General features: G+C 72.8%; 24 protein-coding genes. 16 read left to right on the top strand and 8 right to left on the bottom strand.

Going from position 1 to position 26,899, the window contains the following annotated elements; genetic code table 11:
- Positions 1-18 precede the first annotated feature (18 nt).
- Entirely contained in the window at positions 19-966 is a 948-nt protein-coding gene (locus DP939_RS24410) for a quinone oxidoreductase family protein (RefSeq protein WP_225878470.1), read from the bottom strand.
- Between the two features lie 69 nt (positions 967-1,035).
- Between DP939_RS24410 and DP939_RS24405 the strand changes: the two genes are divergently transcribed.
- The 8 genes from DP939_RS24405 to DP939_RS24370 all read left to right on the top strand — a co-directional run bounded on the left by DP939_RS24405 (position 1,036) and on the right by DP939_RS24370 (position 13,138).
- A complete protein-coding gene (locus tag DP939_RS24405; RefSeq protein WP_113983083.1) occupies positions 1,036-1,671 on the top strand; it encodes a TetR/AcrR family transcriptional regulator C-terminal domain-containing protein in 636 nt (211 codons plus the stop codon).
- 45 nt (positions 1,672-1,716) lie between these two features.
- On the top strand, positions 1,717-2,298 hold the full coding sequence (locus tag DP939_RS24400; protein ID WP_199565385.1) for a hypothetical protein: 582 nt from the start codon (positions 1,717-1,719) through the stop codon (positions 2,296-2,298).
- Positions 2,299-2,743: 445 nt separating this feature from the next.
- Positions 2,744-4,942: a vWA domain-containing protein gene (locus DP939_RS24395; protein WP_147268113.1), complete on the top strand. Its 2,199-nt coding sequence runs from the start codon at positions 2,744-2,746 to the stop codon at positions 4,940-4,942.
- Positions 4,939-8,043 (top strand): tubulin-like doman-containing protein, encoded by a 3,105-nt coding sequence (locus tag DP939_RS24390; RefSeq protein ID WP_113983081.1) that lies wholly within the window; start codon positions 4,939-4,941, stop codon positions 8,041-8,043. The genes DP939_RS24395 and DP939_RS24390 overlap by 4 nt, the downstream gene beginning before the upstream one ends.
- A 2-nt stretch (positions 8,044-8,045) precedes the next feature.
- Positions 8,046-9,866, top strand: a complete 1,821-nt coding sequence (locus DP939_RS24385) for a hypothetical protein (RefSeq protein WP_113983080.1) — start codon at positions 8,046-8,048, stop codon at positions 9,864-9,866.
- A 34-nt stretch (positions 9,867-9,900) separates the two neighbouring features.
- On the top strand, positions 9,901-10,869 hold the full coding sequence (locus DP939_RS24380; protein ID WP_113983079.1) for a protein kinase family protein: 969 nt from the start codon (positions 9,901-9,903) through the stop codon (positions 10,867-10,869).
- Positions 10,869-11,873: a TRAFAC clade GTPase domain-containing protein gene (locus DP939_RS24375; RefSeq protein ID WP_113983078.1), complete on the top strand. Its 1,005-nt coding sequence runs from the start codon at positions 10,869-10,871 to the stop codon at positions 11,871-11,873. The genes DP939_RS24380 and DP939_RS24375 overlap by 1 nt, the downstream gene beginning before the upstream one ends.
- Positions 11,873-13,138: a hypothetical protein gene (locus DP939_RS24370; RefSeq protein WP_113983077.1), complete on the top strand. Its 1,266-nt coding sequence runs from the start codon at positions 11,873-11,875 to the stop codon at positions 13,136-13,138. Before DP939_RS24375 ends, DP939_RS24370 begins: the two co-directional genes overlap by 1 nt.
- On the opposite strand, the gene DP939_RS24365 is transcribed toward DP939_RS24370, so the two are convergent.
- Positions 13,130-13,882 carry an SDR family oxidoreductase gene (locus DP939_RS24365; RefSeq protein WP_113983076.1) on the bottom strand — a complete coding sequence of 251 codons (753 nt, stop codon included), beginning with the start codon at positions 13,880-13,882 and terminating at the stop codon, positions 13,130-13,132. The genes DP939_RS24370 and DP939_RS24365 overlap by 9 nt on opposite strands.
- Positions 13,883-13,965: 83 nt before the next feature.
- Here DP939_RS24365 and DP939_RS24360 point away from each other — a divergent pair, with 83 nt between their 5' ends.
- Together DP939_RS24360 and DP939_RS24355 are read left to right on the top strand one after the other, a co-directional pair.
- Positions 13,966-14,442 carry an RrF2 family transcriptional regulator gene (locus DP939_RS24360; protein ID WP_113983075.1) on the top strand — a complete coding sequence of 159 codons (477 nt, stop codon included), beginning with the start codon at positions 13,966-13,968 and terminating at the stop codon, positions 14,440-14,442.
- A gap of 155 nt (positions 14,443-14,597) precedes the next feature.
- Entirely contained in the window at positions 14,598-15,197 is a 600-nt protein-coding gene (locus DP939_RS24355) for a TetR/AcrR family transcriptional regulator (protein WP_113983074.1), read from the top strand.
- Here the strand turns inward: DP939_RS24355 and DP939_RS24350 are convergent.
- Together DP939_RS24350 and DP939_RS24345 are read right to left on the bottom strand one after the other, a co-directional pair.
- A complete protein-coding gene (locus DP939_RS24350) occupies positions 15,167-16,057 on the bottom strand; it encodes a DNA-3-methyladenine glycosylase family protein (protein WP_113983073.1) in 891 nt (296 codons plus the stop codon). The genes DP939_RS24355 and DP939_RS24350 overlap by 31 nt on opposite strands.
- A gap of 21 nt (positions 16,058-16,078) precedes the next feature.
- Positions 16,079-17,095, bottom strand: a complete 1,017-nt coding sequence (locus DP939_RS24345; RefSeq protein ID WP_113983072.1) for a LacI family DNA-binding transcriptional regulator — start codon at positions 17,093-17,095, stop codon at positions 16,079-16,081.
- A gap of 238 nt (positions 17,096-17,333) precedes the next feature.
- Here DP939_RS24345 and DP939_RS24340 point away from each other — a divergent pair, with 238 nt between their 5' ends.
- From DP939_RS24340 to DP939_RS24320, 5 genes are read left to right on the top strand one after another with little or no spacing between them, the layout of a single operon-like run.
- Positions 17,334-18,317, top strand: coding sequence for an ABC transporter substrate-binding protein (locus tag DP939_RS24340; protein ID WP_113983071.1), 984 nt, complete (start codon positions 17,334-17,336; stop codon positions 18,315-18,317).
- Positions 18,314-19,165: an ABC transporter permease gene (locus DP939_RS24335; RefSeq protein ID WP_113983070.1), complete on the top strand. Its 852-nt coding sequence runs from the start codon at positions 18,314-18,316 to the stop codon at positions 19,163-19,165. Before DP939_RS24340 ends, DP939_RS24335 begins: the two co-directional genes overlap by 4 nt.
- On the top strand, positions 19,162-19,956 hold the full coding sequence (locus tag DP939_RS24330; protein WP_113983069.1) for an ABC transporter ATP-binding protein: 795 nt from the start codon (positions 19,162-19,164) through the stop codon (positions 19,954-19,956). Before DP939_RS24335 ends, DP939_RS24330 begins: the two co-directional genes overlap by 4 nt.
- Complete coding sequence (locus tag DP939_RS24325) at positions 19,953-20,744, top strand: ABC transporter permease (RefSeq protein WP_113983068.1); 792 nt, start codon at positions 19,953-19,955, stop codon at positions 20,742-20,744. The genes DP939_RS24330 and DP939_RS24325 overlap by 4 nt, the downstream gene beginning before the upstream one ends.
- Positions 20,744-21,763 (top strand): amidohydrolase family protein, encoded by a 1,020-nt coding sequence (locus tag DP939_RS24320; protein WP_199565384.1) that lies wholly within the window; start codon positions 20,744-20,746, stop codon positions 21,761-21,763. Before DP939_RS24325 ends, DP939_RS24320 begins: the two co-directional genes overlap by 1 nt.
- 51 nt (positions 21,764-21,814) lie before the next feature.
- Here DP939_RS24320 and DP939_RS24315 read toward each other — a convergent pair whose 3' ends face one another.
- Genes DP939_RS24315 through DP939_RS24300 form a run of 4 tightly spaced genes read right to left on the bottom strand, consistent with a single transcriptional unit; the run spans position 21,815 to position 25,797 of the window.
- Positions 21,815-22,663: a shikimate dehydrogenase family protein gene (locus DP939_RS24315; RefSeq protein ID WP_113983067.1), complete on the bottom strand. Its 849-nt coding sequence runs from the start codon at positions 22,661-22,663 to the stop codon at positions 21,815-21,817.
- Positions 22,664-22,685: 22 nt separating this feature from the next.
- A complete protein-coding gene (locus tag DP939_RS24310) occupies positions 22,686-23,459 on the bottom strand; it encodes an enoyl-CoA hydratase/isomerase family protein (protein WP_113983066.1) in 774 nt (257 codons plus the stop codon).
- Positions 23,456-25,021: an acyl CoA:acetate/3-ketoacid CoA transferase gene (locus tag DP939_RS24305; RefSeq protein WP_199565383.1), complete on the bottom strand. Its 1,566-nt coding sequence runs from the start codon at positions 25,019-25,021 to the stop codon at positions 23,456-23,458. Before DP939_RS24305 ends, DP939_RS24310 begins: the two co-directional genes overlap by 4 nt.
- A gap of 5 nt (positions 25,022-25,026) precedes the next feature.
- A complete protein-coding gene (locus tag DP939_RS24300; RefSeq protein ID WP_113983064.1) occupies positions 25,027-25,797 on the bottom strand; it encodes an SDR family NAD(P)-dependent oxidoreductase in 771 nt (256 codons plus the stop codon).
- Positions 25,798-25,843: 46 nt separating this feature from the next.
- On the opposite strand from DP939_RS24300, the gene DP939_RS24295 reads away from it, so the two are divergent.
- On the top strand, positions 25,844-26,851 hold the full coding sequence (locus DP939_RS24295; RefSeq protein ID WP_113983063.1) for an amidohydrolase family protein: 1,008 nt from the start codon (positions 25,844-25,846) through the stop codon (positions 26,849-26,851).
- Positions 26,852-26,899 lie beyond the last annotated feature (48 nt).

Genomic DNA, 26,899 nt, shown 5'->3' with positions numbered 1-26,899 from the left:
TTCTCCTTCTCCTTGGGCTCAGTCCGGGACGATCACGGCGCGGGTGCGGCCCTGGTGCGACCAGGCCTCGCCGACGCGGCTGAGGGGGTAGCGGGTGTACGGCACGTCGAGGGTGCCGTCGGCGAACCGGGCGATGATCTCGGGGAACTCGGCGATCAACTCGGCCTTCGAGACCGAGCCCAAGCCGCTGCCCCTGATCTGGATCCGCCGGGCGCGCAGCAGCGCCGCGGGCAGCGCGGCCTCGCTTCCGGCGAGCGAACCGATCTGCACGTAGTCGATCGCCGCGCCGCCGTCCATGCCGGTCATGCCCAGTGCGGCGAAGGCGGCCTCGGCGACGGGACCCCACACGAAGTCGAGTACGAGGGTGGGCTGCGCCCCGGCGACGGCGGCGGCGAGGGCGGACCCGGCGTCGGGCGCCGTGAGCGGGACGGTGAGGACGCCGAGGTCGCGCAGGCGCTCCAGGGCCTGGTGATCGCGTCCGGCCGCGATGACCTGGTGCGCGCCGAGGGCCAGTGCCGTGCGCACGGCCAGGCCGCCCGACATGCCGGTCGCCCCGAGCACCAGCACGGTGCCGAGCGCGCCCGCCTCCCCGCGGTGGCCGATCAGTGGCATCCAGCCCGCCATGGCGGGATTCATGCCGGCGGCGACCGCGAGCGGATCGGCCCCGGCGGGCAGGTCCACCTCGAAGGGGGTGACCAGCCGTTCGGCCATCGTTCCCCACGGCGCCCGGGCGAGGCCCGTGTAGACCAGCCGTCCGTCATCGGTCCTGGCCACGGCGTCGATGCCGGGCACGAGCGGGTAGGTCTGGCCGCCGCCGTAGTGGCGGCCGGAGGCCTGTCCGCGTACGACGTGGTGCAGGCCCGCGCCCACGAGGCTCAGTGACGCCCGGCCCGGGCGCGGTTCCGGGTCGGGGAAGTCCGCGCAGACGGGCGGCGAATCCGGGGTGGTGATGACTGCGGCACGCATGACACGCTCCTGAACTAAGTTCAATTCTGCCGCCACCCACGGTGCCTGAACTTTGTTAAGGTGTCAACCGTGGCGAAGGGCATCACGCGGGAGCGGCTGGTCAGGGTGGCGCTTGAGCTGCTCAACGAGAAGGGCATGGACGCCCTCACCGTCCGTGCGCTCGCCTCCCGGCTCGGCGTGGGGGCCCCCGCGCTGTACTGGCACGTCCGCAACAAGCAGGAACTGCTCGACGAGATGAGCACGTTCGTCATGCGCCGCGTGATCGGTGCCCTCTCGGCGATCACCGGCGGCGCCGGCTGGCGGGACGACATGGCCGCCTACGCCCGCGTCCTGCGCTCGGAGTACCTGCTCTACCGCGATGGGGCGCGCATCTTCAGCGGCACGCGCTTCTCCGACCCCGAAGTGGTGAAGGCGAAGGAGCCCTGGCTGGGCCGCCTGACCGCGGCCGGGTTCTCGCTGGCCGCGGCGGACGACGCCATCGACCTGGTCACCGCGTTCGTGGTCGGCTTCGTCATCGAGGAGCAGGAGCGCGGTCAGTCCGCCGGCGCCGACCCGGCCCGCTACTCGCTCGCCGGCCGCGACGCGTGGCTGGGGGAGGGCGCCGATCTGGTCAAGGCCGCCGGGCACCTCCGCGACGACGGTGACCAGAGGTTCGAGCGGCAGCTCGGCGTCCTGCTGGACGGGCTCGCGGCTCGGCCGCGCTGACGGCCCCGCCCGGAGGGGTGACCGCCGGGCCGGTAGCCTGCCTCGGTGATCGACGGACTGTGGCGCGAGCAGAAGGCCCTCCAGGCGGCGGCGGATGCCGTCTATGCGGATCTGGGGCTGGCGGCGGCCCTCGCGGAGATCGGTACGCCGACGCGGGTGGGCAGCGCGGCTCTCGGCGTGATGGTCGCCAGGGACCTGGACATCGACGTGGCCTGCGCGGCGCTGGACGACCGGACCTTCGCCGGGGTCGCGCGCCTCGGCGCCGATCTCGTGAGGCATCCCCGGGTACGGCAGGTGCAGGTTCGTGACGACACGGGCGTGTGGAACGTCGATCCGCTCTATCCCGATGGCCTCTATCTCGGCGTGCGGTACCGGTGCCCGGACGGGAACGACTGGACCTTGGACATCTGGTTCGTCGACGAGCCGGAGCGCCAGCCCAGTACCGTCCACCTGGGCACGATCAGGCCGCGCCTCACCGATGAGAGGCGGGTCGCGATCCTGCGGATCAAGCGCGGCCTGGCCGCTCGTGGCGGGCCGCGCGTCAGCGGTTACGACATCTATGTGGCGGTGCTGGACGAAGGGGTCCGCACGCTCGACGACTTCGACCGGCGCCTGAGCGGGTCTTAAGGGCGGTATTTGTCCGGTGGAGTGTACATAAATCCGGATAAATGTGCGGCGGGCGAGTGGTGCCGCTTCAATAGCGGCGCATGATCAATAGTCCGCCATTCCATTGATCATTTTCCGGGCCATCGTGCGATAAGCCGCTGATGCGTTATCGCTGGTGAGGTGTCCGGACATGGCCGGAGATTGCGATTCGCAAATTGCGCGGGCGGGGTCCCGGGGGCTGACTGGGATAGTTGCGTAGATGTAAGGGACTTCGGCGCTCAAAGTGAGTTTGCCGCCCCTAGGATCTCTTTACACGGGGGACGTCCCGCCAAGGGCATGTCCGGTGGGTTTCAAGAGACGGCCGCACGGATGAGGAAAGCTTCAAGGCCACTTCTGAGTTTTGCGAATAGCAACGTTACACCTGCGAGGAAAAGTGCATGTTAGGGCCCTTTGTGCGCTGTTAGTGATGTTCGTTCTGACCCTGCTCCCCATCGCCCTTCTGCCGGGTTCCGCCGCCGCAGACCCGGACTCCGAGGTCAGGCCGGTCCGGGTCGTCGTCCTGGTCGACGAATCGGGCAGCCTCACCGACCAGGACGTACTCCGGGAGCGCGCCGCCGCGCGGCTCATCGCGCTGAGTGAGCTGTCGCCGCTGTCCCAGGTCGCGGTCGTCGGGTTCGGCAGTTCCAACGGGCCCGATCAGGCCCCCGTGGACCTCGTCTGCCCGCTCGCGGAGGTGGCGACCGCGCAGGACCGCGAGTCCCTGGGCAGGTGCGTGGACAAGCTGCACCGCCGTACCGAGCAGGAGGGCAACGACACCGACCACGCCGCCGCGCTCGACCAGGCGATGGCGATCATGAACCAGCCCGACGACCGGCAGCGGACCAAGATCACGTTCTTGCTCACCGACGGCAGGCTCGACGTGGCGGAGAGCGTGCGGCACGGCCCGGACCCGCAGGCGCGCGACCGCAACGCGCAGCGCGAGATCGAGGCCACGCTCAAGGAGGCCCAGACCGCACGGGTGCAGGTCTGGCCGCTCGGGTTCGGGCAGGCGGACAAGTCCGCGCTGGACGGCTTCGCGACCGGCGGGTGGCGGCAGCCGTGCGGCGAGCAGGAGTCGGCGCGGCCGAAGGCCAGGGTGGTCCGCACTTCCGCGGATGTGGAACGGTCCCTGCTGGAGGCGTTCGCCTATGCCCGCTGCGCGGAGATCTCCAAGCAGGACAACGGCTGGCTGCCCGGGGGCGGCACGACCGACCTGCACGTGGACATCCCGATCGTGGCCACCGACGGCTCGATCGTGGTGGTCAAGCGCGACAAGCGGGTCCAGGTCGCCTACCTGGACCCGAATGGCGAGCCGGTCCCCAAGCAGGGCGAACGCGACGAGTCGATCTTCCAGGCGGCCGGGGAGTCCGGCCCGGTGGAGTCGCTGCGGATCCGCAACCCGGTGCCCGGCCGCTGGACCGTACGCCTCACCTCGCCCGCCGGGGCCCGGCGCCAGGAGGTCAGCACGACCGTGGTGTGGCACGGCGCGCTGCGCGCCTCGATCGGGCTGAGCAACCCGAGCCCGCGCCCGGGCGAGCGGGTCACCGTACGGGTCCGCCTCCAGACCAGGTCCGCCGTGATCACCGACCCCGCGGCGCTCAAGCCGCTGCGCTTCTCCGCCGAGATGTCCGGCGACGGCTTCAGCCCGGCCCCGGTCGAGCTGGCCGACGGCGGCACTCCGCCGGACCGGACGGCCCAGGACGGCGAGTACTCCGGCGAGGTCGTCGTCCCCGCCTCGGCCACCGGCAGGCTCTCCTTCCTCGGCCGGGTGTCCGGCCCCGGCGTGAAGAGCGACGAGCGCCCGTACGGCGCGGTCATCCCCGGCCCCGCGGACACGCTGCTCGTCAAGCTGGTCCTGGGGGAGGCGACGGTGGAGCCCGGGGGAGAGGTCTCCGGCAGCCTCCAGGTGACCAACAAGGGCGCGCCCGCCCGGCTCACCCTGCGCCTGCTCGACGCGCCGGAGGCCACCATCGGCCAGGCCGGGCTGACCGTGCCCGCGGGGGAGTCCAAGCACACGTTCACACTCAACGCCGGGCGCCCCGGCACGTCCGCGGACGGGCCGATCGGCGGCCTGGTACAGGTCCTGGATCCGTCCGGGCGGCCCATCGCCGAGGACTTCCTGCGGGTCACCCTCCGGCGGCCGATGCCGCTGTGGCAGCGGCTGCTGATCGCCGCGGCGATCCTTCTCGCCGTCGTGGCCGCGATCCTCGCGCTGCTCTGGTACCGGCGCCGCGCCGCTCGCGTCGCCGCCGACCCCAGCGAGCTGACCCTCCACCTGTACGGCCCGGACGGCGTCAGGCGCTCCCAGCTCCGCGCCCCCGTCGATGAGGGCCCGGAGTTCACCTTCGTCATCAGCGGCGACCATCTGACCCGCACCTACGACGGCCGCGGCTACGCCGTGCGCCGCGGGGGCGGCCAGTCCGTGCTGGTGACCGACCCGGGCGGCCGGCCACTGGACCCGCCGCTGCGCCCCGGGCACCCGGTGGAGCTGCCGGGCGGGCTGCGGCTCGGCGTGGACGACGCCAGGGGCGGCGGCGCGGCGGCGGAGCGCCCCGCGTACGGCACGAACCACACCACCGAGACCACAAGCCGGCGACGACCGATGCCAGGAGATGATCTGTTGTGAGGATCTTCGATCCGATTATGTTCGTGGGGCTCGGCGGCACCGGCTGCCGGGTGGGAGTCGAGCTGGAGCGCCGGCTGCGCGACGAGCTGTGCGGCCCGGACGGCATGGATCTGATCAAGAACCTGAGGTGGCAGAACTACCAGCCCTACGAGCTGCCCTCCTGCCTCCAGTTCGCCTACGTCGATCTCAACGAGGACGAACTGGGCCGCACCCGCCGCAGGGTGGTGCCCTCGGAGAAGGACTTCGCCGCGGCCGGCCGTACCGCCCATCTGATCCACGACGTGGTGCCGAGGTTCGACTCCTATCCGGAGGTCGCGCGCAGCCTGCGGGCGACGCTCGGCGACTACGTCAAGGAGTGGCTGCCGCCGCACGAGGGCGAGCCGCAGCTCGCGCCGCTGATGCGCGGGGCCGGGCAGTTGCCGACGGTCGCGCGGGCGGCGCTGTTCGAGCGGATGCGGCAGGGCGTGCAGCCCGTGGTGCAGGGCATCGACGACGCGATCGGGGCCATCGCCAACTCCGCCAGCGAGCTGGCCGCGCTGGGCGGCCGGCTGCGCCGCGCGTGCGACGTGTTCGTGGCATTCTCCGTGGCGGGGGGCACCGGCACCGGCCTGTTCTATGACTACCTGCACCTCATCGGCGACGCCTTCGCCCGCAGCGGCTTCCAGGCCCGGATCTACCCGCTGGTGGTCATGCCGTCGGCCTTCACCGAGGGCAAGGGCGGCGGCAGGCGGGCCAGACTGAACGCCGGCGCGGCGCTGCTCGACCTGTTCCGCCTGGTCGACGACCAGAACGCGCCGCACGCGGGCACCCACGTCGACGAGATGGGCATCGCGGGCGAACTCGGCGTCCGCTACCCGGTGCGCGGCGACACGCGGCTGCGCACCGGCACCGTCCAGACCGCGTTCCTGTTCACCCTGCCGCCCGGTGTCGAACGCGAGGACCTGCACCGCTCGATCGCCTCGCTGGTGGTCTCCCTCGCGGGCACCCAGCCGAGGCTGCCCGGCGACGGCACAGAAGACCGCGGCGAGTCCTCCTTCGCCGACGACTTCATCAACCGGGCGGTCGAGCGCGAGGTCCAGGCCGCCTCCGGCATCGGCAACCGGGGCGTGTCCACCTCCTACGTCTCCTCGATGACCGTCCCCGTGGAGGAACTGGCCGACCTGGTCGCCTCGCGCCTGCTGGCCCGCGCGGTGACGCAGCTCGAGTCGATGCCCTCGGAGAGCAACATCGACCAGATCCGGCGGCTGTTCACCACCACCAACCTGGAAGACCTCTACACGCGCGAGCCGCTGCCCACGCCCGAGCCGCGCCCGGCGAGCGGCGTCACGGAGATCCAGAAGGCGCTCGGCAACCGGCTGCGCGCGATGGAGGACAACCTGGCCTCGCTGGAGCGGCGGCTGGCACGGACCGTCCCGGAGATGGCCGACCAGATGGACGTCCGGCGCGGCATGCTCGAAGCGCTGGGCGAGGTGGACCCGATCCGGTTGCGCCGGGTGGTGATGGGCCGGGGCGGCGACGTCCACGACGTCCACGAGGCGGAGCGGATCGGCTTCGCCGGGCTGATCGACCAGCGCAGGGCCCAGCCCGTCAGGCCGTACGAGAACATGACCGAGGCCCCGCCGCACCCCCGGCCCATGCGGGACAAGCTGCTGCGCAAGGTGCAGTGGGCCGACCCCGCCGTACGGGCCTCGATCAACGACCAGGACGAGTGGTACCGCTGGCGCAGCCGGGTGCTGTGGCACAAGGCGTGGTCGGACCAGGTGGCGCGCTGGGAGACGCAGCGCCAGCGGCTCATCCGCGAGGTGCGGGAGTTCGCCGACGTCTTCGTCGAGCACGCCGCGGCCGACGCCGACCGCTTCCCGCAGCGCGCGGCCGAGCTGTACGAGACCCGGGTGGGCGTCTACCACCTGCTGCCCCCGGCGGGCGCGGAGGCGTTCTACGACGCGGTGCTGCGACGGCTGATCGACATCTTCGTCGCGCGCCAGGTCCTGCGCCCGACCGACACGGAGGCCGCGGTGGTCAGGGTGCTGCTCGGCCCCGAGGGCTGGCAGGACGCCTGCACGGTGGCCCGGCGGGCGGGCAAGCCCGCCGAGGCCCTCTCCTTCGTGCGCGACCGGCTCAAGCTGGAGGTCAAGAAGTACTTCAAGGACCAGGACGAGGCGGCGGCCCTGGGCGAGGGCCCGCTGCTGCCGCCGCTGGCCGACCTGCTGGCCCGGGCCGCCGCGGGCGAGGCCGACGACCCGCACGTGCGGCAGTTCCAGCTCAAGCTGGCCGACCTGGTGCCCGGCGGCTTCACCCCCGACGGCACCGGCGACCTGAAGGTCCTGGTCTCCTACCCGGCCGGGGCCAAGGACGCGGAGCTGGAGCGCTACCTCAAGGAGCGCATCTACCTCCCCGGCGTGGCCGACTTCCGCAACATCGACGCCGACTCGGTCACCGTCGTGCAGGTGCGCACCTCGATGAGCGTCACCCAGGTGCGCGAGCTGCGCGAGGTGCTGCACAGCTGGGCCGACGCGCTGCGCGACGAGCAGCCCCAGGACAACCTCAGGTGGCGGCAGCGGCTCGGCTACGACTTCGGCTACCTGGCCACCACCGAGCGCCACCGGGTCCGCATCCTGCACCGGCTGCTGGCCCTGCTGTGGAACGGGCAGGTCGATGTGGCCGAGGGCGAGCCGGAGTCGCCGTCGCGCATCCGGATCAACGTGGAGGGCGGTTCGATGACGCTGCCGCTGACCGGGTACGCCAAGGCGTCGTCCTGGGCGAGCATGCTGCGCGCCTACGAGCAGTGGGTGATCGGCGGCGACGAGGAGTTCCGGGCGCTGCTCAGCGAGCGGATCATGAACTCCACCCCGAACGGCCTGGCCGCCACGCCCACCCGCCCCGACCCGCTGTACACCCTGGTCACCGGCATGGCGGCGGACCAGCTCGGGCTGCTGGAGATCATGATGCCGAAGCTGCCCTCCGGGGCCCGCAGCCGCGCCGAGCAACTGACCACGTTCTGGGCGCACACCCTTCCGGCGGCGCTCGACCTGCCCTTCGAGCGGGTGTCCGACGCCATCGCCTACAGTCTGCGCGAGCTGACCACGATGGTGGAGGGCTGACCATGGTCGAAGTTCTCGACCTGCGCAAGGGCGCACCCGACCGGCTGGCCGCGCGGATGCTCGTGGTCGCCGACACCGATCGGCTGGCCACCGCGCAGCCGGAGCTCCAGCAGGTGCTGGGGTCCCGGATGGTCCGTTCGGTCCTGGTGGTCGCGATGGGACCCGACCTGCGCCTGCCCCCGGCGCTGTACGGCGAGACCCGCCGCGTGCTGTGGGTGGGCGATCCCTGCGGCATCGTCTGGGGGGCCGAGACCGGCGAGGCCGCGAGCGGCCCGGACGCCAGCGCCGAGCCGGTGCTGCTGGAGCTGCTCACCCAGCCGGAGCTGTTCGACGCGGTGGCCGGGGTGCTGCGCGAGATCCCGTTCGGCACCGCCTCGCCCGGGTGGCGCATCGTGGCAGGGCGCGTCGATCCCGCGACGCTCGCCCAGGTGTTCCGCGAGGTGGCCGAGGTCTTCGCGGCCCCCCACCAGGCCGGTCCGATCGGTTCCGGACCGTCGGCGGCCGTCGCGCTGCCGGTGCTGACCGGCGCGGCCGAACTCCCGGCCGCGCCGGGCGACGCGCTGGTCCCCGGCGGCCGGATGGACACCCTCTACCGGCGGGCCGCCGCCCGGATCGACGAGGCGGACCGGTCGCTGGACGCGCTGCGCTACTTCAGCACCGCCCCGGACCGCGCCGCCGTCCTTGCGGAGGTGACGGCGGCCGGGCGGGCGCTGGCGGAGTTCCGCGACGCCGTCGTACGCCTGTTCCAGGAGATCGACCCCGCCGAAGAGGACACCGCCGACAAGCTCGCCGAACACGGGATCACCTACACCGTCCCGCCGGGCATGAACGACCATGAGATCGTCGCCGAGTTGCGCGCCGAGGTGGAGACGGCGCTCGCCGAGCGCAGGAGTCCGGGCAGGCTGATCGCGCGGCTGCTCGCGCTGGCCGACCAGAGCGCGCCCATCGGCAGCGCCGCGTTCGTCCTCGACCCCGGCCAGATCTGCCCCGACGTGCTGCTCGACGTCTTGCACGAGCCCGAGTCGTTCCCCGAACGCCCCCTTGCGCGATGGATCCTCTGGCGGCGCTCGCTGCTGCGCTGGCGCGCGGCCCTCGCGCTCGGCCCGGCCCGTACCGCGCTTGAGGGCCTGCGCGCCAAGCTGGGCGCGGTGGCGGTCAGCGAATGGCGGCTCGGCCGGGCGCGGGCGCACGCCTCCGACTCCGCGCGCACCCTGGCGGGCGCGCTGGACGAGCTGGCCGAGCGGGTGGCGGGCACGCTGGCGCACTGGAACGCGCAGGAGACCGGCCACCTGGGCGCGGCCCCCGTGCTCGCGGAGGAGGTCGTGGTACGGCTGCGCGACCGCGCCGGACGGCTGCGCGAGATCATCACCGGAGACCTGCTCGACGCGGTCGCCCGCTGGCTCGAACCCGCGTGGCTCTCGCTGGAGCAGGGCGTCTACCGGGAGGTGGGCGACGGCCTCGCCGGTCGTGTGGACGAGACGCTGCGGCAGTACCGTCACCACCTGGCGCACCGGGGCGTGCAGGAGCGCCCCGACTTCGCCACCGGCGACACCGGCCGCCAGGACCTCATCGACGCGGTGTGGCGGCAGTCCCAGCAGGTCGATCGGGCGCTGCGGGCCCCCGCCGGCGGGCCCATGCTGCAACTGTGCGGCGACCGGGATCTCGCGTTGCTGCTGCACCAGGCCCATGCCGTGCGGTTCGCGCCCAGGGCGGTGCGCGGCGGCAACGCGCCGCCGGGGGTGGTCTGGACCGAATCGGGACAGTACGCGGGCACCCTGCGCCTGGTGCCGCTGCGACCGGGGGCGGTGGACGATGGGGTCTGAGCCGTTGCGCTTCTTCAGTCCCGAAGGTCACGAGGTGACCTGGGAGGTCGAGGCCGAGCCGTACACCGATCCGTTCGAGCGGCGGATCACCACCGTCGTGGACGGCACGCGGATCATCGAGCGCCGGGTGCCGCGCAACGAGGGCCACGACCACCTGTACGACCTGCTGGAGAACGAGGCCCGGATGGGCGCGCGGCTGCTGTCCCTGCTGCGCCGCGGCTACCCGGCCGAGCTGCCCCGGCTGATCGGCTACAACCTGGACATCGCCGAGCCGATCGTGCTGTGGTCCGACCACCGGGGCGAGCCGGTCAGCGCTCACTCCGGGCGGCTGCTGCTCGCCGAGCAGCGGGAGTTCGCGGCCGGGCTGTTCCGCGCGGTGCGCATCCTGTCGGCCTGCGGCATCGTGCACCGGCGGATCGAGCCCGGCACCGTGCGCTGGAACGGCACCGCCGTGCAGCTCACCGGGCTCGGCCAGGCCGCGCTGGTGGGCGATCGGCGGGTCCGCCTCGGCGAGGCCCCCTACGCGGCGCCCGCCCAGCGCGAGGGCCATGGCCGGGTCGCCACCGCCGACGACCTGTGGAGCGCGGCCATGGTGGTCTACCTGACGGTCACCGGGCGGGAGGTCGCCGACCGGCCCGACCTCGGGCCGGTGCCCGCGCTGCAGCCGATCCAGGACGTCTTCACCGCCGATCCGCCGAGCGCGGTGGAGGTGCTGACCAGGCTGCGGGTGCCGGACCCGCTCCAAGGCGCGCCGGTCGAGCCCGACCGGGGGCTCACGGAGGCGCGCGCCGCGTTCGACCGGGCCCGCAGGCTCAAGACGGCCGGCGAGCCCGCGCCCGAGCCCGCCGCCCGGCCGTCCCCCCAGCCACCGCCGGCGTCGGCGCCGCCCGCCTCGCCGCGCAGGCGGCGGGCGCGGCCGGTGCGCTGGTGGGAACGCTGGTGGCCGCTGCTCGCGGTGATCGTGTTGATCGTGGCCCTGTCGATCTGGGTGGTGGTGAGCTGATGATCCTTTGTCCGATCTGCCTGCACGAGTTCTCCTGGCAGGAGGACGAGCTCTTCGAACGGACGCCCTCGGGCACGTACCGGCCGCTCGATCTGCGCGAGACCTCCGCGGCTCGGCGTACCGACCTGCTGCGCGCCGCGCACGTACGCTGCCCCGCGCCGGTGGAGGATCCCAGCCTGGAACACCATCTGCCCCACTCCTACGTGCGGCACGGCAGGCCGCTGGTGATCGGGCTGGTCGGCGGCCCGGAGACGGGCAAGTCCCATCTGCTGGCGGCCATGATCGGGGCGATCGAGCAGGGCGGGCTGCGCCCGTACGGGCTGACCGCCGACGCCGTGGACATCGAGCGGCACGCCGAGTACGTCGAGTCCTACGTACGCCCGCTGCTGGCCGGGCACCAGGCGCTCCCGCGCACCCCCGAGAACGAGAGCGCCGAGCTGTCCGACGCGCTGCTGATCAACGACGGGGAGCACACCACCGCCGTCGCCTTCTTCGACATCGCCGGGGAGCTGCTGCGCGGCATCGCGCACGAGGCGACCAGGTTCGTCCCCGCGGTCGGCGCGCTGCTGTTCGTGGTGGACGCCGAGGCCGGGCAGGGCCGGATGGGGGACGAGTCCTTCCGCGCGGTGCTCGACCGGCTGCCCAAGACCGGCGGGCGGCTCGACGTCCCGGCGGCGGTCGTCGTCACCAAGAGCGACGCCGTGCGCTTCCAGTCGCCGGTGGACACCTGGCTGTACGGCGAGGTCGAGGGCCTGGACCCGCAGGCCGTGCTCGCCGAGAGCCGCGACGCGTACGCCTTCCTGTGGCGCAGGGGCGCGCAGGCGTGGCTGTCGCCCTACGACAAGTGCCGCCGGTGCACGCTGCACTTCGTCTCGGCGACCGGCGGCGCGGCGACCGAGGGGCGGTTCCCCAGGGGCGTCCGGCCGCGGCGCGTCCTCCAACCCCTGGTCTCGCTGTTCGCGATGACCGGCGTGCTGCGCGGCCATCCGGAGGTGGGACGCTGATGAGCACCTGGACCCCTGTGGACTGGATCCAGTACGAATGGGACGAACACCGGGGGCGGGTGGGCCCGGTGCGCGCGTCGTTCGCCGAGACGCGCGGCTGGGATCACGAGTTGGGGCCCTGGCTGGATCCGGGCAGCAGGCCCGGCGTGAGCGTGTGCCGGCTGGTGGTCGACGGGCGGGTGGTGGTGCTGGCCCGGTACCGCGCGGCCGGCGCCGACAGCAGGCGCGGCCTGCGGGTCGTCGCCTACCTGGGCGGCGACGCCGCGCGCATGCCCTGGCCCACCGTGCGGGAGGCGCTGGCGCTGGCGCCGCTGTGGGTGCACGAGCCGCCGCCGGAGCAGGAGGCGATCGACCTGGCCGAGCTGGTGGGCCGCTTCGGCGAGTACGGCGAGGCGCTGGAACAGCGTGCCCGCGAAGAGGCCGGCGCGCTCACGCCGATCGTCTCCGCCGCGCTGCGCGACCCGGGGGTGCGGCTCGCCGTCGTGTCCCAGGCAGATCCGGTGGCGCAGATGTGGGGGCTGGCCGACATCCTGCACAGTGCGCTGGGAGTGGCCCCGGAGACCTTCTCCACCCACGAGAGCGAAGACCTCAAGCAGGGCGCGGAGATCGTCTTCCTGCGGGGGTGGCCGGGCCTGTCCTCGCGCGCGCCCCGCCGGTTACGCGTGGACCTGCGCGACCAGGTCCCCGACGACGCCGACGGCGAGCTGGCCGCGCGCCTGGTGGCGGCGTACGGGGCGGGCACCCTTGAGGGGCTGACCAGGCGGGCGGGCCTGGCCGAGGGCATGCCCTGGGACGAACGGCTCACCCTGCTGCGGGCGGCGCTGGCGATCCCCGTCCCGGCGCTCGCCGGGACGGCGGCGCAACCGGAGTACGCCGACCCTCCGGAGCCGCCGGAGCCCGAGCCCGTACCCGAGCCGTACACGCCGCCGGAGCCTGCGGCCGCTCCGTCGCCGCCCGCGACCGCGGCCGTGCGCGACATGGTGGCCGACTTCGAGCTGGCGATGCGCGATGCCGTCACGCGGGAGCAGGAACGCGTGATCCTGATCGAGTTCCGCCAGTGGATGCTCGACCGCGCCCCCGAGCTGCGCCGCCCACTGAACACCTACGCGGGCTATCTGGCGCTTCGCATGCTGGTGCGCTTCGACGACCGGCCACCGCCGCCGCCTGAGCAGGCCCGGCCGGGGTGGCGGGATCCGCGCTGGCTGGCCCTGGCGGGCATGTCGGCGCTCATCCTGCTGTTCCAGCTCGCCCTGCTCCTACGCTGAGGGACGCTGCCCGGCGAGCCACTGCTCGAAGGTGGTCGGCGCGATCCGCACGCGCTCGCCGGGCAGCAGCACCTCGCCCGCCATCGACGCACCGAACGGCCCCGACCACGTCGGTACGAGCTTCACCTCACGGCCGCGGGCCTGGTGGGTGCGCCGGGCCATGTCCACTAGGTCCTGCGGGTCGGGCCCGGCGACGTCGGCGTAGCGGCCCTGCGGCTCGCCGGTGGCGATCTCGGCCAGCACCTCGGCCACGTCGGCGGGGGCGATCGGCTGCATGAGCAGCGGCGGGACGGTGGCCACGCCGTCCTGCTCGAACCAGCCCGCCACCATCGCGGGGAAGTCGTGGAACTGCGCGACCGGCACGATCGTCCACGGCACCGGCCCTTCGGCCACCAGCCGCTCCTGCTCGCGCTTGCCGTAGTAGTGCGCGTTGCCCTCGACCTTGTCGATGCCGATGATCGAGAGCAGTACGTGGTGCCGGACCCCGGCCCGCTGCTCGGCGGCCAGCAGGCCGGCGGTGGTGGCGCCGAAGAACGCCACCGTCTCCTCGGCGCTGACCGGCGGGGAGCTGATGGCGTCGACGACCGCGTCCACGCCGGTCAGGGCGTCGTCGAGCCCGTCGCCGGTCTGCAGGTCCACGCCCTGCGAACGGCTGATGGCCACGACCTCGTGCCCGTCCCGCCGCAGCACGGCGGTGGTCAGGGAGCCGATGTTGCCGGTGGCGCCGGCGACTGCGATACGCATGATGATCTCTCCTTCTGCTCGAATGCGCCTCGACCCTATCTCGGACTTAATAGATCCTCAATATCTGCGTTAGACTGGGACGCGTGAAGCTGCCCGTTAGCACCGAATGGTTGTTGCACTGCGCCGCGTCCCTGGCGCAGCTGGAGCCCGGGGCCACCGCTTCGGCGGCGCAGCTCGCCGACTACTACGATCTGCCCGCTCCCTACCTCGCCAAGCAGCTTCAGTCGCTGGTCAAGGCGGGCGTGCTGGCCGCGACCACCGGGCCGAGGGGCGGGTTCCGGCTGGCCAGGGCGGCCTCGGAGGTCACGCTGCTGCAGATCGTGGAGGCGGTCGACGGGGCGGCGGCCCCGTACGAATGCCGCGAGATCCGCCGGCAGGGGCGCGGCGCGCTGCCCCCCGAGCAGTGCCGGGACACCTGCGTGATCGCCGCCAAGATGGCCGATGCGCACGAGGCGTGGCGGCGGAGCCTGGCCGGCGTCTCGCTCGCCGACATCATCGCCTCGATCCCGGACTGGGTCCCGGCCCGGACGCGTTCGCTGCTCACCGCCCCGCCGCGCTGAGCGCCGCGCCGGAGGTCAGGGCACGACTTACTACATCCGTAGCGAATTACTACAGATGTAGCGGAGAGCTGCTAAAACTGGACGTATGACACAGGCCACCGTTCGGCCCGGGTCGTGCACCTTATGCGAGGCGATGTGCGCGAGGTGACGGGGCGATGAGCACACGGCGGGAGCGGGCGGCCGACGCCGCCATCGAGGTGATCGCCGAAGAGGGGATGCGCGGCCTGACCCATCGCGCGGTGGACGCGCGGGCCGGGCTGCCGCCGGGGAGCGCCAGCAGTTGCTATCGCACCCGGCTGGCGCTGCTCGGCGGGGTGCTGGCGCGCATGCTGGAGCAGGACGAGGCGTCGCTGGACCGGCTGCCGCAGGGCGCGTGGCGCAGCCCGGAGGAGGTGGCCGACGCCCTGGCCGGGCTGTTGGGGTACTGGCTCGGACCGGCCAGGACGCGGACCCAGGCGCGGATGGAGCTGTACCTGGACGCGTCGCGCCGTTCACTGCTGTGGGGCGAGCTGGACGTGGCCGGGGCGCGGTTCCTGCGCAAGGCCGAGGACGGCCTGCGCGCGGCGGGCGTACCGGACCCCGGCCCGGCGGCCCGGATGTTCGTGGCGCAGATCGACGGCGTGCTGTTCGACGCCCTGGCCCGCCCGGACGGCGTGGACGGGGCCTGGCTGCGGTACACCGCCGAGACGATCGTGCGCAGTCTGCCCGGCCCCGACGTGCCCGGCTACGCGGGCGGGTCGTCCAGGATGCCGTAGGCGTCGGCCCGGAACAGGAAAGACGCCCACGAGCGGTAGGGCCGCCAGGCGTCGGCCACCTTCCGGTACACGGCGGCCGGCGCGTCCTCCGCCAGGCCGTACGCCTCGCGCAGCAGCGCGAACAGCCGCGGCTCGTCGCCGGGGAACGCGTCGGGCACGCCCGCGCCGCGGATCAGGATCAGCCCGGCCGAGAACGGCCCGACGCCCGGCAGGGCGCGCAGCTCGGCCAGGGCGTCCTGGGGGCTCAGCGAACGCAGGTACTCGGTGGTGAGCGGCCCGTCCAGCGCCGCGCGGGCCAGGCCGCGCAGCCACTCCTCCTTCTGGGCGGGCAGGCCGAGCCCCCCGGCCGCAAGCAGGCTCACCGGAGGCGGGAAGGCCGCGTGCTCCTCGCCGTCGATGGTGACCCGCGCGCCGTACCGCTCGGCGATGCGCGCCTTGATCTTGGCGGCGATGTGCATGGACGAACGCTGCACGATCACCGCCCAGCAGGCCGCCTCCCACGGGCTCCAAAAGCACACCGGCCGCAGGCCGGGGCCGCGCCGCTGCAGGTCGCCGACCACCGGGTCGGCCTCGCCCACGGCGGCGAACCCACTGCCGTCCACGTCGAGGGAGAAGATGCGGGCCACCTCCGCGCGGATCCGCGGCCCGGCGGCCCGCGTGGTGGCGACCGCGGCCCCGCCGGGCGCGGCCGTCATCCGCACGCCGATGGGCAGCCAGTCGGATTCGGCGCAGTAGGCGAAGCGCAGCGCGCCGCCGTCCGTGGGCAGCGCGCCGGTGGCCGGCCAGTCCTCGACGAAGCGCAGCGAGGCGCCGAAGTCGAACGGGCCCTCGGCGGTCAGCGTGAATCCGTGGGTGGTCATGCGCGTATGGTAGGGGCCGCATCAGCCGGGTCGCGGTGCGGTGGTCTCCCTGGCGATGAGCCGGTGGCTCAGCACGGTCGTGGTGGTGTCGCCCCCGGCGCAGGGCGGGTTGTCGACGATGTGCCGGGCCGCCATCGCGCCCATCTCATAGAGCGGCAGGCTCACCGTGGTGAGCCCGACGAACCGGGCCACCCGCAGGTCGTCGATGCCCGCCACGGACACCTCGCCCGGCACGTCGATGCCCGCCTGCCGCAGCGCGGCGAGCGCGCCCACGGCGGCCTCGTCGTTGGCGGCCAGCACGGCGTGCGGCAGCGGCGGGCGGGCGATCAGCCGCATCGCCGCCGCGTGCCCGGCCTCGTAGTCGAAGCCGCCGGGCAGGCACTGCGCCTCGGCGGCGAGGTCGGCGTCGCTCATGCAGGCCAGGAAGCCGTCCGTGCGCTCGCGGTTGGCGATCATGCCGGGCGGTCCCTCGATGAACGCGATCCTGCGGTGCCCGAGCGAGATCAGGTACTCGGTGATCTCGTAGGCGGCGGCCTGGCTGTCGGCGGTGATGACCTGGCAGCCGAGGTCGCGGGCGGTCAGCGACACGCTGTGGATGCCCTGCTCGCGGGCCTCGCGCACGGCCTTGGCCAGGTCGTCGGCCTGGGGGTCGTCCACATGGCCGCTGCCCGCGAAGATCACGCCCGCGGCGCGGTAGTCGCGCATGGTCCGCAGCCGGTTGATCTCGGTGGTGGTGCGCCGGTCGACGTTGGACAGCATGGTCACGTATCCGGCGCGGCTCGCCACGTCATCGGCGCCGCGGGCGATGACCGAGAAGTAGGGGTTGACGATGTCGCTGACCAGGACGCCCACCAGGCGGCTGGTGCGCGAGACCAGCGCCCGGGCGAGCGCGCTCGGGGAGTAGCCGAGCCGGGTGGCGGCCTCGATGACCCGGGCGCGGGTGGCGGCCGAGATGGGGTGGGTGGAGCCGTTCAGGACCCGTGACGCGGTGGACACGGCAACGCCGGCCGCCCGGGCCACGTCGGCCAGAGACGTCATCGCCACCCTCCCTAGGACAACGTTTGCCTAATGATGGCAGGCCACGGCTCGAATTGGCAAACCGAGCGCCCGACCTATGTGCATACAACCTGCAGAATCCTCTTGACGGTTTTGTGGCGCGGCTCACTACCATGTCCGCAAGGCATACGTTTGCCTAGTCGATGACCTTACTTCTCAAGGCTCGGGCCGATGGCCCGGGCGACCAAGGAGGGCCATCGCGTTGCGGAAAGAGGGGACCATGCACGTCGGGACTCATCTGAAACGGCTCATCGCCGTCGCGGCCCTGACCGCCGTGACGGCCTGCGGCGGAGGTGTCGCCACCACCAACCCGGACGGCACGCGATCGTTCACGGTGGCGGTCATCGAACCGGACATCACCACGGTGCCCATCCTGGCGGCGGTGGACGACCTCCGCCGGGCGGGCCACAAGGTCGAGATCGTCGAACTGGCCGAACCGGAGCTGGCCATGGAGGGGCTGGCCAGAGGCGACTACGCGATCTCGGCGGAGGCCACCAGCCCCGCCCTGATCGCCATCGAACAGGACGCCCCCATCAAGATCATCGCCGACGTGATCGGCAACCAGTGGGCCGTCTACGGCAAGCCCGGCATCTCCTCCTGTGACGACCTGGGCGGACGGCCGTTCGGGATCTTCAGCGAGGGCGCGGTGGCGACCGCCATGGCCAAGGACTGGGTGCGCGCCCAGTGCAAGGCGGGCCGGCAGCCGGAGTACCTGACCATCGGCGGTTCGGACGTGCGGGCGCAGGCGCTGCTCGCGGGTGAGATCGACGCGACCCCGCTGGAGGTCTCCGACGTCGTCGCCCTGGAGTCGTCGGGCAAGTCGACGTTCTCCCAGGTGGTCGACTTCGGCAAGAGCCTGCCCGACCTGCACCCGCAGACCGTGTACGCCAACACCGAGTTCCTGACCGAGCACCGGGCCGTGGCCCAGGAGTTCGTGACCGCGCTGGTGCGCCGGCACGCCTCGATCAACTCCGACGCCAAGTACCTGGTGGACCTGGTGACCAAATACCTGCCGGAGGAGAAGCCCGCCGACATGGCGAAGATCGCCGAGCGGTACGTCTCGTCCGGGCTCTTCAACGCGAGCGCGCTGACCGAGGCCAACGTCCAGGGCACCATCGACTTCTTCGCCAGGGCGGGCGTGATCAAGCCCGGCATGAAGGCCGAGGACGCGGCCGACCTCTCCTTCATCCAGGCGGCGAAATGACGACCGCCACCACCTCCCGCCGGGTCGCCGCATCGCGTACCGGCCCCATCGAGGCCCGCCGCCCCGGCCCGCTGCGCCGCCTGCTCGGCGCGAGCCTGCCCTACCAGTTGCTGACCTTCGCCGTCTTCGCCGTGGCCTGGGAGGTCTACGCCACCATGTGGGGCGGGCTGCTGCTGCCCACCTTCACCGAGACCGTCGGCGCGACCATCGAGCTGCTCGGCACCGCCGAGCTGTGGCAGGCGATGTACGTCAGCAACCAGGCACTGGTGATCGGCTTCGCCATCGCGGTCGTCATCGGGGTGCCGCTGGGGATCGTGCTCGGCCGGTTCCGGGCGCTGGAGCGGTTCGCCGACGTCTACCTCAACATCCTGCTGGTCACCCCGATGGCGGCGATCATCCCGCTGCTGATGATGTCGGTCGGATTCGGACTGGCCTCACGGGTCATCCTGGTCGCGGTCTTCTCCATCGTGATGGTGGTGGTCAACAGCCGCACGGGCGTCCGCCAGGTGGACCCGTCGCTGATCGAGATGGCCCGCTCGTTCGGCGCCACCGAGCGGCAGATCTGGACGCGGATCCTGCTCCCCGGCGCACTGCCCGCGATCATGACGGGCATCCGGCTGGGCGTCGGCCGCGCGGTCACCGGCATGGTCCTCGTCGAGCTCCTGATGGTCTCCGCCGCGCTGGGCGGGCTGATCCTGGAGTACCGCGGCCTGTTCCGGGCGCCGATGCTGTACGGGACCATCGTGATCATTCTGGCCGAGGCACTGCTGCTCATCTCCCTCGCCCGGTGGGGCGAGCACCGGCTGACCCGCTGGTCCAAGACCACTACCGCAAGGAGCCCCCGGTGATCGAAGTTCGTGGGTTGGGAAAGAGCTACATCGGCCAGGACGGCGGCGTCGTGCAAGCGCTCCAGGACGTGGACCTCAGGGTCGCCGACAACGAGTTCCTGACGGTGCTCGGGCCGAGCGGCTGCGGCAAGACCACACTGCTGAAGGCCATCGCCGGGCTGATCCCCTGGAACGAGGGCGACATCTTCATCGACGGCTCGCCGGTGCGCGGGCCGGGCCCCGAGCGCAGCATGGTCTTCCAGAACTTCGCGCTGCTGCCGTGGGCCACCGTCCTGGACAACGTCGCCTTCGGCCTGCAGATGCGCGGGGTCGGCAAGACCGAGCGGATCGAGCGCGCCCGCGCGCTGATCGAGACGGTCGGGCTGGCCGGGTTCGAGACCAAGCGGCCCGGCGAGCTGTCCGGCGGCATGCAGCAGCGGGTGGGCATCGCCCGCGCGCTGGCCGTGCAGCCGAGCGTGCTGCTGATGGACGAGCCGTTCGGGGCGGTGGACGAGCAGACCCGTCGGCTGCTCCAGGAGGAACTGCTGTCGATCTGGGAGGAACACCGGCTGACCGTCGTGTTCATCACCCACAGCATGGAGGAGGCGGTGCTGCTCGGCGACCGCGTCGTGCTGATGAGCGCCCGTCCCGGGCGGATCTCCGAGATCGTCCCGGTGCCGCTGCCCCGGCCGCGGTCCAGCGACGTCGGCGCGCTGGAGCGTTCCGGCAAGTACGTCGAGATCACCGCCTACCTGTGGGACCGGCTGCGCGACATGCACGAGGAGCACCGCCCCGCGAAGGCGGGCCGATGAGCGCCCCGGCACGGGCCCGCGGCGGCCTGTCGTGGCGGCGCGTCCCCGCGGGCCCGATCAGCCTGCTGGCCGGCGCCATCGCCTGGGAGCTGATCGGGCACCTGGCTGGCGCGTCGTTCTTCCCGCCGCTGAGCACCGTCATCGGCCGCCTGGCCGGCATGGCGGCCAGCGGGGAGATCTTCGCCAGCCTCGCCGACAGCCTGCTCAACCTGGTGCTGGGCTTCGCCGTCTCGCTGGCGGGCGGCCTGCTCGTGGGCGTGGCGATGGGCCGCTTCCGCAAGGTCGAGGCCGCCCTCGGCGTGTACGTCTACGCGCTGCTGACCGCCCCGTCGCTGGTCTTCGCGCCGATCTTCTTCTCCCTGCTGGGCGAGGGCCGGGGCTCGATCGTCGCCGTGGTCGTCATGTACGCGATGTTCGTCATGATCATCAATACCGCCTCGGCGATCCAGTCGGTCCCCGGGCATCTGGTCGAGATGGCTCGTTCCTACGGTGCGAGCGAGACGCAGATCCTGCTGCGCGTCATGCTCCCGGCCGCGGCCCCCATGATCATGGCCGGCGTCCGGCTCGGCGTGGGCCGCGCGGTCACCGGCATGATCAACGGCGAGATGTTCATCGCGGTCGTCGGCCTCGGCCGCATCGTCACCCAGGCGGGCGGCCGGTTCGACGGCGCGGGAGTGCTGGCCGTCCTGCTGGTCATCATCGCCATCGCCCTCGGCGCGGTCGCCCTGGTCCAGGCCGTGGACCGCAAGATCACCGGCTGGGTTCCCCAGACTTCGAGAGGACACTGATGAAGGTCGATGCCTACAGCCACATCCTGCCCGCCCCCTACTTCGCGCGGATGCGCGAGCTGTCGGGCGGCCGGGCGGCGCTGCGGCGCTGGCTGGAGCTGCCCGCGCTGCACGACGTGGAGGTGCGGCTGCGCATGATGGAGGAGTTCGGCGATGACTACCAGCAGGTGCTCACGCTGTCCTCGCCGCCGATCGAGCTGCTGGCCGGTCCGGACGAGGCCGTGGCGCTGGCCCGGCTGGCCAACGAGTCGATGCTCGAACTCTGCGAGAAGTACCCCGACCGGTTCCCGGCGTTCGTGGCCGCGCTGCCGATGAGCAATCCGGACGCGGCGATGGCCGAGCTGACCTTCGCCATCGACGGGCTCGGCGCGCGCGGCGTGCAGGTGTTCACCAACGTGGGCGGCAGGCCCCTGGACGACCCGGCGTTCCAGTCCGTCTTCGACGAGATGGCCAGGCGGGACCTGCCGATCTGGATGCACCCGGCGCGCGGCGCGGGCTTCGCCGACTACGCGACCGAGGACTCCTCCAAGTACGAGATCTGGTGGGCGCTGGGCTGGCCGTACGAGACCAGCGTGGCCATGGCCCGGATGGTCTTCTCCGGCCTGTTCCAGCGGCACCCGGATATCAAGATCATCACGCACCACATGGGCGCGATGATCCCTTACCTGGAGGGCCGGATCGGGCTCGGCTGGAGCGACCAGCTCGGCAGCCGGACCGCCGGGGAGGAGTACGCCCAGCTGCGGCGGGACCTGCCCGAGCGCCCGCTGGAGTATTTCCGCCGCTTCTACGCCGACACCGCACTGTCGGGCTCGGCCATCGGCACCCGCTGCGGCCTGGACTTCTTCGGCGCCGAACGCGTGCTGTTCGCCTCGGACTGCCCCTTCGACCCCGAGGGCGGCCCGATGTACATCCGCGAGACGATCCGCGTCCTGAACGAGCTGGACGTCACCGACGCCGAACGCGAGCGGATCTACCACCACAACGTCATGCGCCTGATGCGGCTCCCCGTGGACATGTGACGCACACGAAAGGGAGGGGCGACGACCGTCACCCCTCCCTTTCGGGCTGTGTCAGGGGGCGAGGTCGGCGCTGGCGAGCAGTGGCGCGACGGCCGCGCTCATCACGTCCGTGGGGTCGGGCAGGCCGGTCCAGCGCGTCCAGGCCGTCGCCGCCTGGGCGACGAGCATCCGGTCGCCGTTGGCCGCGCGCATGCCGCGCGCCCTGGCCTGCCGCACCAGCTCGGTCTCCGCGGGGATGTAGACGACGTCGAACACCGTGGCCGCAGGGTTGATCAGGGCGACGTCCACGACCGGACCGGGCGACAGCATGCCGACCGAGGTCGCGTTGACGAAGATGTCCGCCTCGGCCAGCCGCCGCGCGACCTGCGGGTCGGCGAACGCCATCGGCTCGATCTCGGCGAATCCGGCGAACTCCTCGGCCAGCCCGCGCGGCATCGCGACCTCCAGGTCCACGACCGTGAGCCGGCCGACGCCCGCCGCCGCCAGGCCGTACACCGCCGCGTGGCCCACGCCGCCGGAACCGGCCACCACGACCGAGCGGCCCGCCAGGTCATCGCCATGGCACGCGCGCAGGCCCGCCATGAACCCCAGGACGTCGGTGTTGAAGCCGACCAGATGCCCGTCCGGCCCGGCGGCGACGCTGTTGACCGCGCCGATCCGGCGGGCGTCCGGTTCGATCTCGTCCAGCAGGTCCATCACCAGCCGTTTGTGCGGGGCGGTGATCTGAAAGCCCATCCACCCCTCCAGCCGGGCCTGCCCGACCTGCGCGGCCAGCCCGGCCGCATCGACCTCGCGCAGCTCGTAGCGGGCGTCGAGCCCGGCGGCGGCGAACGCCGCGTTGTGCATGACCACCGAGTGCCGCCGCCGCAAGGGGGTGCCGAAAAGGGCGACTGTCCGCATGTGTCCACTCCTGGGGTGTCGTTCAGCGCCCGGTGAAGCGAGGGGCGCGCTTTTCGAGGAAGGCCCGTGCGCCTTCCAGTACGTCGTCGGTCGCGAACACGGCCTCCGAGCCGTCGGTCTCCAGGGCCAGCCCCTCGTCCAGCGGGGTCTCGGTGGCCGCGTCGATCAGCCGTTTGGCGATCCGCATGGCCACCGGGCCGCGTTCGGCGAGCGTGGCGGCCAAGGCGCGGGCGGCGTCCAGCGCCTCGCCCGGCTCCACGACCCGGGTGAGCAGCCCGGCCGACAGCGCGGTCTCGGCGTCGATCGGCTCACCGAGCAGGATCAGCTCCTTGGCGCGGGCCGGGCCGACGATGCGGGGCAGCCGCTGGGTGCCGCCGCTGCCGGGCGTCACGCCCAGCTTCAGCTCCGGCATGCCCAGCTTGGAACGGCGGGTGGCGACGCGGAAGTCGCAGCACAGCGCCAGTTCCAGGCCGCCGCCGAGGGCGTGCCCCTCGATCGCCGCCACCGTGGGCACGGCCAGGCCGGCGAGCCTGCGGTAGACCAGCTTCTCCAGCAGCACCTTGCCCTCGGCGGCGCGGCCGTGCAGCGACTCGAACTCCGCGATGTCCGAACCGGCGCAGAACGCCCTGCCGCCCGCGCCGTGGACGATCACCGCGCGGGTGTCGTCGTCGGCGGCGACGGTCTTCAGCACCTCGTTCAGCCGGACGGTCAGCTCGGTGGTCACCACGTTCATCGGCGGGTTGTCGAGGATGATCTCGGCGCAGACGCCGGGGACCAGGCGCACGAGTTCGGTCATGCCGGCCTCCCCGTGGCGGCGAAGGCGGCGGCCAGCCCCATGGGGCCGGGCGCGAACAGCCGGAAGTCCATCATCGTGAGCGTGTCGCTGACCGCGGGTTTGATGTCCATGTGGGCGAGGACGTCGCGTTCGACGTCGATGCCGGGGGCCACCTCGATCAGCCGCAGGCCCTCGGGCATCAGCTCGAACACGGCGCGTTCGGTGATGTACCGCACCGACTGCCCCTTGCCGGGGGCGAGTTCGCCGTTGAAGCTGATCTCGGTGACCGCGTCCACGAACTTCCGCTCGCGTCCCTCCTGGAGGATGCGCAGCGAGCCGTCCTCGAAGGACACCCGCAGGCCGCCCGCGGTGAACGCGCCCACGAAGCACAGCCGCTTGGTGCGGGTGCTGATGTTGATGAAGCCGCCGGGGCCGCGCGGACGTTCGTCGAAGGCGTGCACGTTGACGTTGCCGAACCGGTCCACCTGGGCGAACGACAGGCTGGCGATGTCCAGCCCGCCGCCGTCGTAGAAGTCGAACATCGACGGCTGCTCCAGCCTGGCCTGGTAGTCCCGGCCCGCGCCGCCGTCCCCGCCGAACGCGGGCACGCCCCCGAAAATGCCCTGCTCGACGGTCAGCGTCAGCGCGTCGGCCACGCCCTCCTCGGCGGCGATCGACCCGATCTGCTGGGAGATGCCGAACCCGAGGTTGCAGATGTCACCGGGCCGGAACTCCATGAACGAGCGGCGGGCGATGACCTTGCGGATGTCCAGCGGGGTGGCGGCGGGGCTCGCGGCGGGCGCGCGCAGTTCGCCCGCGTAGTAGGGGGAGTGGGCGGTGAGGTACGTCTGGCGCTGCACGGGGTCGGCGTAGACGAAGTCGACCAGCGCGCCGGGGATGCGCACGTCGCGCGGGCGCAGTGTACGGCGCGCGGCCAGCCGTTCCACCTGGGCGATCACCGTGCCGCCCGCGTTGTGCGCCGCCATCGCCAGCGCGAGGGAGTCGCCCAGGATCGGCTCGTGCTCGAACGTCAGGTTGCCGTCCTCGTCGGCGGTGGTGGCCCGGATGACGGCCACGTCGATGGGCAGCGCGTGGTAGAACAGCCACTCCCGGCCGCCCAGCTCGACCACCTCCACGATGTCCTCGGTGGTGCGCTCGTTCTGCCGCCCGCCGGTCTGCCGCGGATCGACGTACGTGCCGAGCCCGACGTGCGTGATGTGGCCGGGACGTCCGGCGGCCATGTCCCGGCACAGCGCGGACAGCACGCCCTGCGGCAGCGAGTACGCCTCCAGGGCGCCCTGCCTGACCAGCGCGCCGAGCCGCGGTTCGTTGCCGATGTTGCTGCCGATCGTCCGCCGGGCCAGCCCCGGCAGCGCGAGCTGGGAGAACCCGGTGTCGGCGAAGTCGCCGATCCCGACCACCCGCACGGTCGTCAGGTCGCGGGGCCGCCCGGCCTGCTCGAACCGCGCCGCCAGCTCGTCGATGAACGCCTGCGGAACCCCGTGCCCCGCCCCGGACCCGCCCACCCACACGGCCGCGCCGTCCCGGACGAGCGCCACGGCCTCGCCCACGGTACCGATCACCGGGCTCATGGCATCAGCCCTCCGCTGTTGGGGTTGAGCGTCTGGCCGAGGAGCAGGGAGGAGGCGTCGGAGAGGAGGAAGACGACGCAGGCCGCGACCTCGTCGGGCTCGCCGAAGCGGCCCAGCGGGAGTTCGGCCATCCGGCGGCGGCCGACCTCGCCGGACATCACCGTGCGGCCCATGTCGGTGTTGGTGACGCCCGGGGCCACGCAGTTGGCCCGGATGCCGCGCCGGCCGAACTCGCGGGAGATCGACTTGGCCAGGGCGATGACGCCCGCCTTGGCGCTGGCGTAGTGGGCGACGCCGGGCCAGCCGGCCAGGCCGAGCCGGGAGGCGATGCTGACGATGGAGCCGCCGCCCCGGGCCAGCATGCCCGGCAGGACCGCCTGGCAGGTGTGGAAGGCGCTGGTCAGGTCGGTCGCGATGACCTGCTCCCACTCGGCGGCGGCCATCTCAAGGAACGGCGTGGACGGCATGATGCCCGCGTTGTTGACCAGGCCGTCGATCCGGCCGAACCGCTCCTCGGCGGCGCGGACGAAGGCGAAGACCTGGTCCCGGTCGGTGACGTCGCAGCGGAACGCCTCGGCCTGGGTGCCGGCGCGGCGTACCAGGTCGGCGACCTCCTTCGCGCCCGCCTCGCTGTCGTGGTAGGCCAGCGCGACGTCCGCGCCCTCGGCGGCGGCGGCGAGCGCGACGGCCCGGCCGATGCCCCGGCCGCCGCCGGTCACCGCGACGACGCGGCCGCGTAGCGAGCCCGCCCTGTCTTCGTCGGTCATATCGCTCCTTTGAAAGCGCTTTCAGTAATCGGTATGCTCGCACAGCATGACGAACACCTCAAGAGCGGGGCCCGACGGCTCGTGCGGGCACGTCGTGGACGTGCACGCGCACGCCGTACCGGCCGGCCTGCTCGACGCCCTGCGGGCGTGCCCGTCGCCCGAGGCGGGCCCTGACGGAAGGCTCCGTTTCGGTACGCGCTGGACCTCGCCCATGCCGCAAGCGCTCACCGACGTCGCGGCCCGGCTGGCCGAGATGGACCGGCGCGGCGTGGACCTCCAGGTCATCGCGCCGTGGATCGAACTGAGCCCCGGCGAACTCGCCCCCGAGGCGGCGACGGCGTTCCTGCGGCTGCTCAACGACGGCATGGCCGAGCTGGCGGCGGCCCACCCCGGGCGGTTGCGCGCCCTGGCGCTGCTGGACCGCCGCGACCCGGACGCGGCGGCGGCCGAACTGCTGCGCACGGCGGGCCTTCCCGGTGTCGCCGGGGCCGAACTGCCCGCGGGCGGGCCGGGGGAGCCACTGCACGATCCGGCGTGGGACCGCCTGTGGGCGGCGGCCTCGGAGGCCGGCTCGTTCGTCCTGCTGCACCCGTGGGCGGCCGGCTCGCCCGCCGGGCTCGCCGTGCCCGGTCTCGGCGACATCGTGGACAACCCCTCGCAGACCACCGCGGTGGCCGGGGCGCTGGCGCTCACCGGCGTCCTGGACCGCTTCCCCGGCTTGCGGCTGTGCGTCGTGCACGGCGGCGGGTTCCTGCCCTACCAGGCAGGACGGTTCGACGCCATCGCGCGGCCGCGGCCGGGCGGGGGAGGTCCGCCCAGCGCCGCGCTGCGGCGGCTCTACTACGACTCGCTCACCCACTCGCCCGGCTCGCTGTCCTTCCTGGCCGGTTTCGCCGGGCCCGGCCGGGTGCTGCTGGGCAGCGACTTCCCGTTTCCGACGGGCGATCCGGCCGCCGTGCAGGCCGTCGTCGCCGCCCCTGGGCTGGCACCCGCCGCCCGCGCGGCGATCCTCGGCGGCACCGCCTGCGGGCTGCTGGGCGAGTGCGCTTCTTGACAGACCCTTGGCCAAGCAATAGAAAGCGCTTACAGAATTAGGAGGACC

Source organism: Spongiactinospora rosea (assembly GCF_003315795.1).
Classification (GTDB): domain Bacteria; phylum Actinomycetota; class Actinomycetes; order Streptosporangiales; family Streptosporangiaceae; genus Spongiactinospora; species Spongiactinospora rosea.
Note: the sequence above shows the minus strand (reverse complement) of the source record. Positions and strands in the feature narration are given on the sequence as shown.

What these genes read in the sequence shown, in the direction of transcription:
- DP939_RS24410 (WP_225878470.1), bottom strand. Translation starts at nt 966, where the DNA reads ATGCGTGCCGCAGTCATCACCACCCCGGATTCGCCGCCCGTCTGCGCG.
- DP939_RS24395 (WP_147268113.1), top strand. Translation starts at nt 2,744, where the DNA reads ATGTTCGTTCTGACCCTGCTCCCCATCGCCCTTCTGCCGGGTTCCGCC.
- DP939_RS24385 (WP_113983080.1), top strand. Translation starts at nt 8,046, where the DNA reads ATGGTCGAAGTTCTCGACCTGCGCAAGGGCGCACCCGACCGGCTGGCC.
- DP939_RS24375 (WP_113983078.1), top strand. Translation starts at nt 10,869, where the DNA reads ATGATCCTTTGTCCGATCTGCCTGCACGAGTTCTCCTGGCAGGAGGAC.
- DP939_RS24370 (WP_113983077.1), top strand. Translation starts at nt 11,873, where the DNA reads ATGAGCACCTGGACCCCTGTGGACTGGATCCAGTACGAATGGGACGAA.
- DP939_RS24365 (WP_113983076.1), bottom strand. Translation starts at nt 13,882, where the DNA reads ATGCGTATCGCAGTCGCCGGCGCCACCGGCAACATCGGCTCCCTGACC.
- DP939_RS24355 (WP_113983074.1), top strand. Translation starts at nt 14,598, where the DNA reads ATGAGCACACGGCGGGAGCGGGCGGCCGACGCCGCCATCGAGGTGATC.
- DP939_RS24350 (WP_113983073.1), bottom strand. Translation starts at nt 16,057, where the DNA reads ATGACCACCCACGGATTCACGCTGACCGCCGAGGGCCCGTTCGACTTC.
- DP939_RS24345 (WP_113983072.1), bottom strand. Translation starts at nt 17,095, where the DNA reads ATGACGTCTCTGGCCGACGTGGCCCGGGCGGCCGGCGTTGCCGTGTCC.
- DP939_RS24340 (WP_113983071.1), top strand. Translation starts at nt 17,334, where the DNA reads ATGCACGTCGGGACTCATCTGAAACGGCTCATCGCCGTCGCGGCCCTG.
- DP939_RS24335 (WP_113983070.1), top strand. Translation starts at nt 18,314, where the DNA reads ATGACGACCGCCACCACCTCCCGCCGGGTCGCCGCATCGCGTACCGGC.
- DP939_RS24325 (WP_113983068.1), top strand. Translation starts at nt 19,953, where the DNA reads ATGAGCGCCCCGGCACGGGCCCGCGGCGGCCTGTCGTGGCGGCGCGTC.
- DP939_RS24320 (WP_199565384.1), top strand. Translation starts at nt 20,744, where the DNA reads ATGAAGGTCGATGCCTACAGCCACATCCTGCCCGCCCCCTACTTCGCG.
- DP939_RS24315 (WP_113983067.1), bottom strand. Translation starts at nt 22,663, where the DNA reads ATGCGGACAGTCGCCCTTTTCGGCACCCCCTTGCGGCGGCGGCACTCG.
- DP939_RS24310 (WP_113983066.1), bottom strand. Translation starts at nt 23,459, where the DNA reads ATGACCGAACTCGTGCGCCTGGTCCCCGGCGTCTGCGCCGAGATCATC.
- DP939_RS24300 (WP_113983064.1), bottom strand. Translation starts at nt 25,797, where the DNA reads ATGACCGACGAAGACAGGGCGGGCTCGCTACGCGGCCGCGTCGTCGCG.
- DP939_RS24295 (WP_113983063.1), top strand. Translation starts at nt 25,844, where the DNA reads ATGACGAACACCTCAAGAGCGGGGCCCGACGGCTCGTGCGGGCACGTC.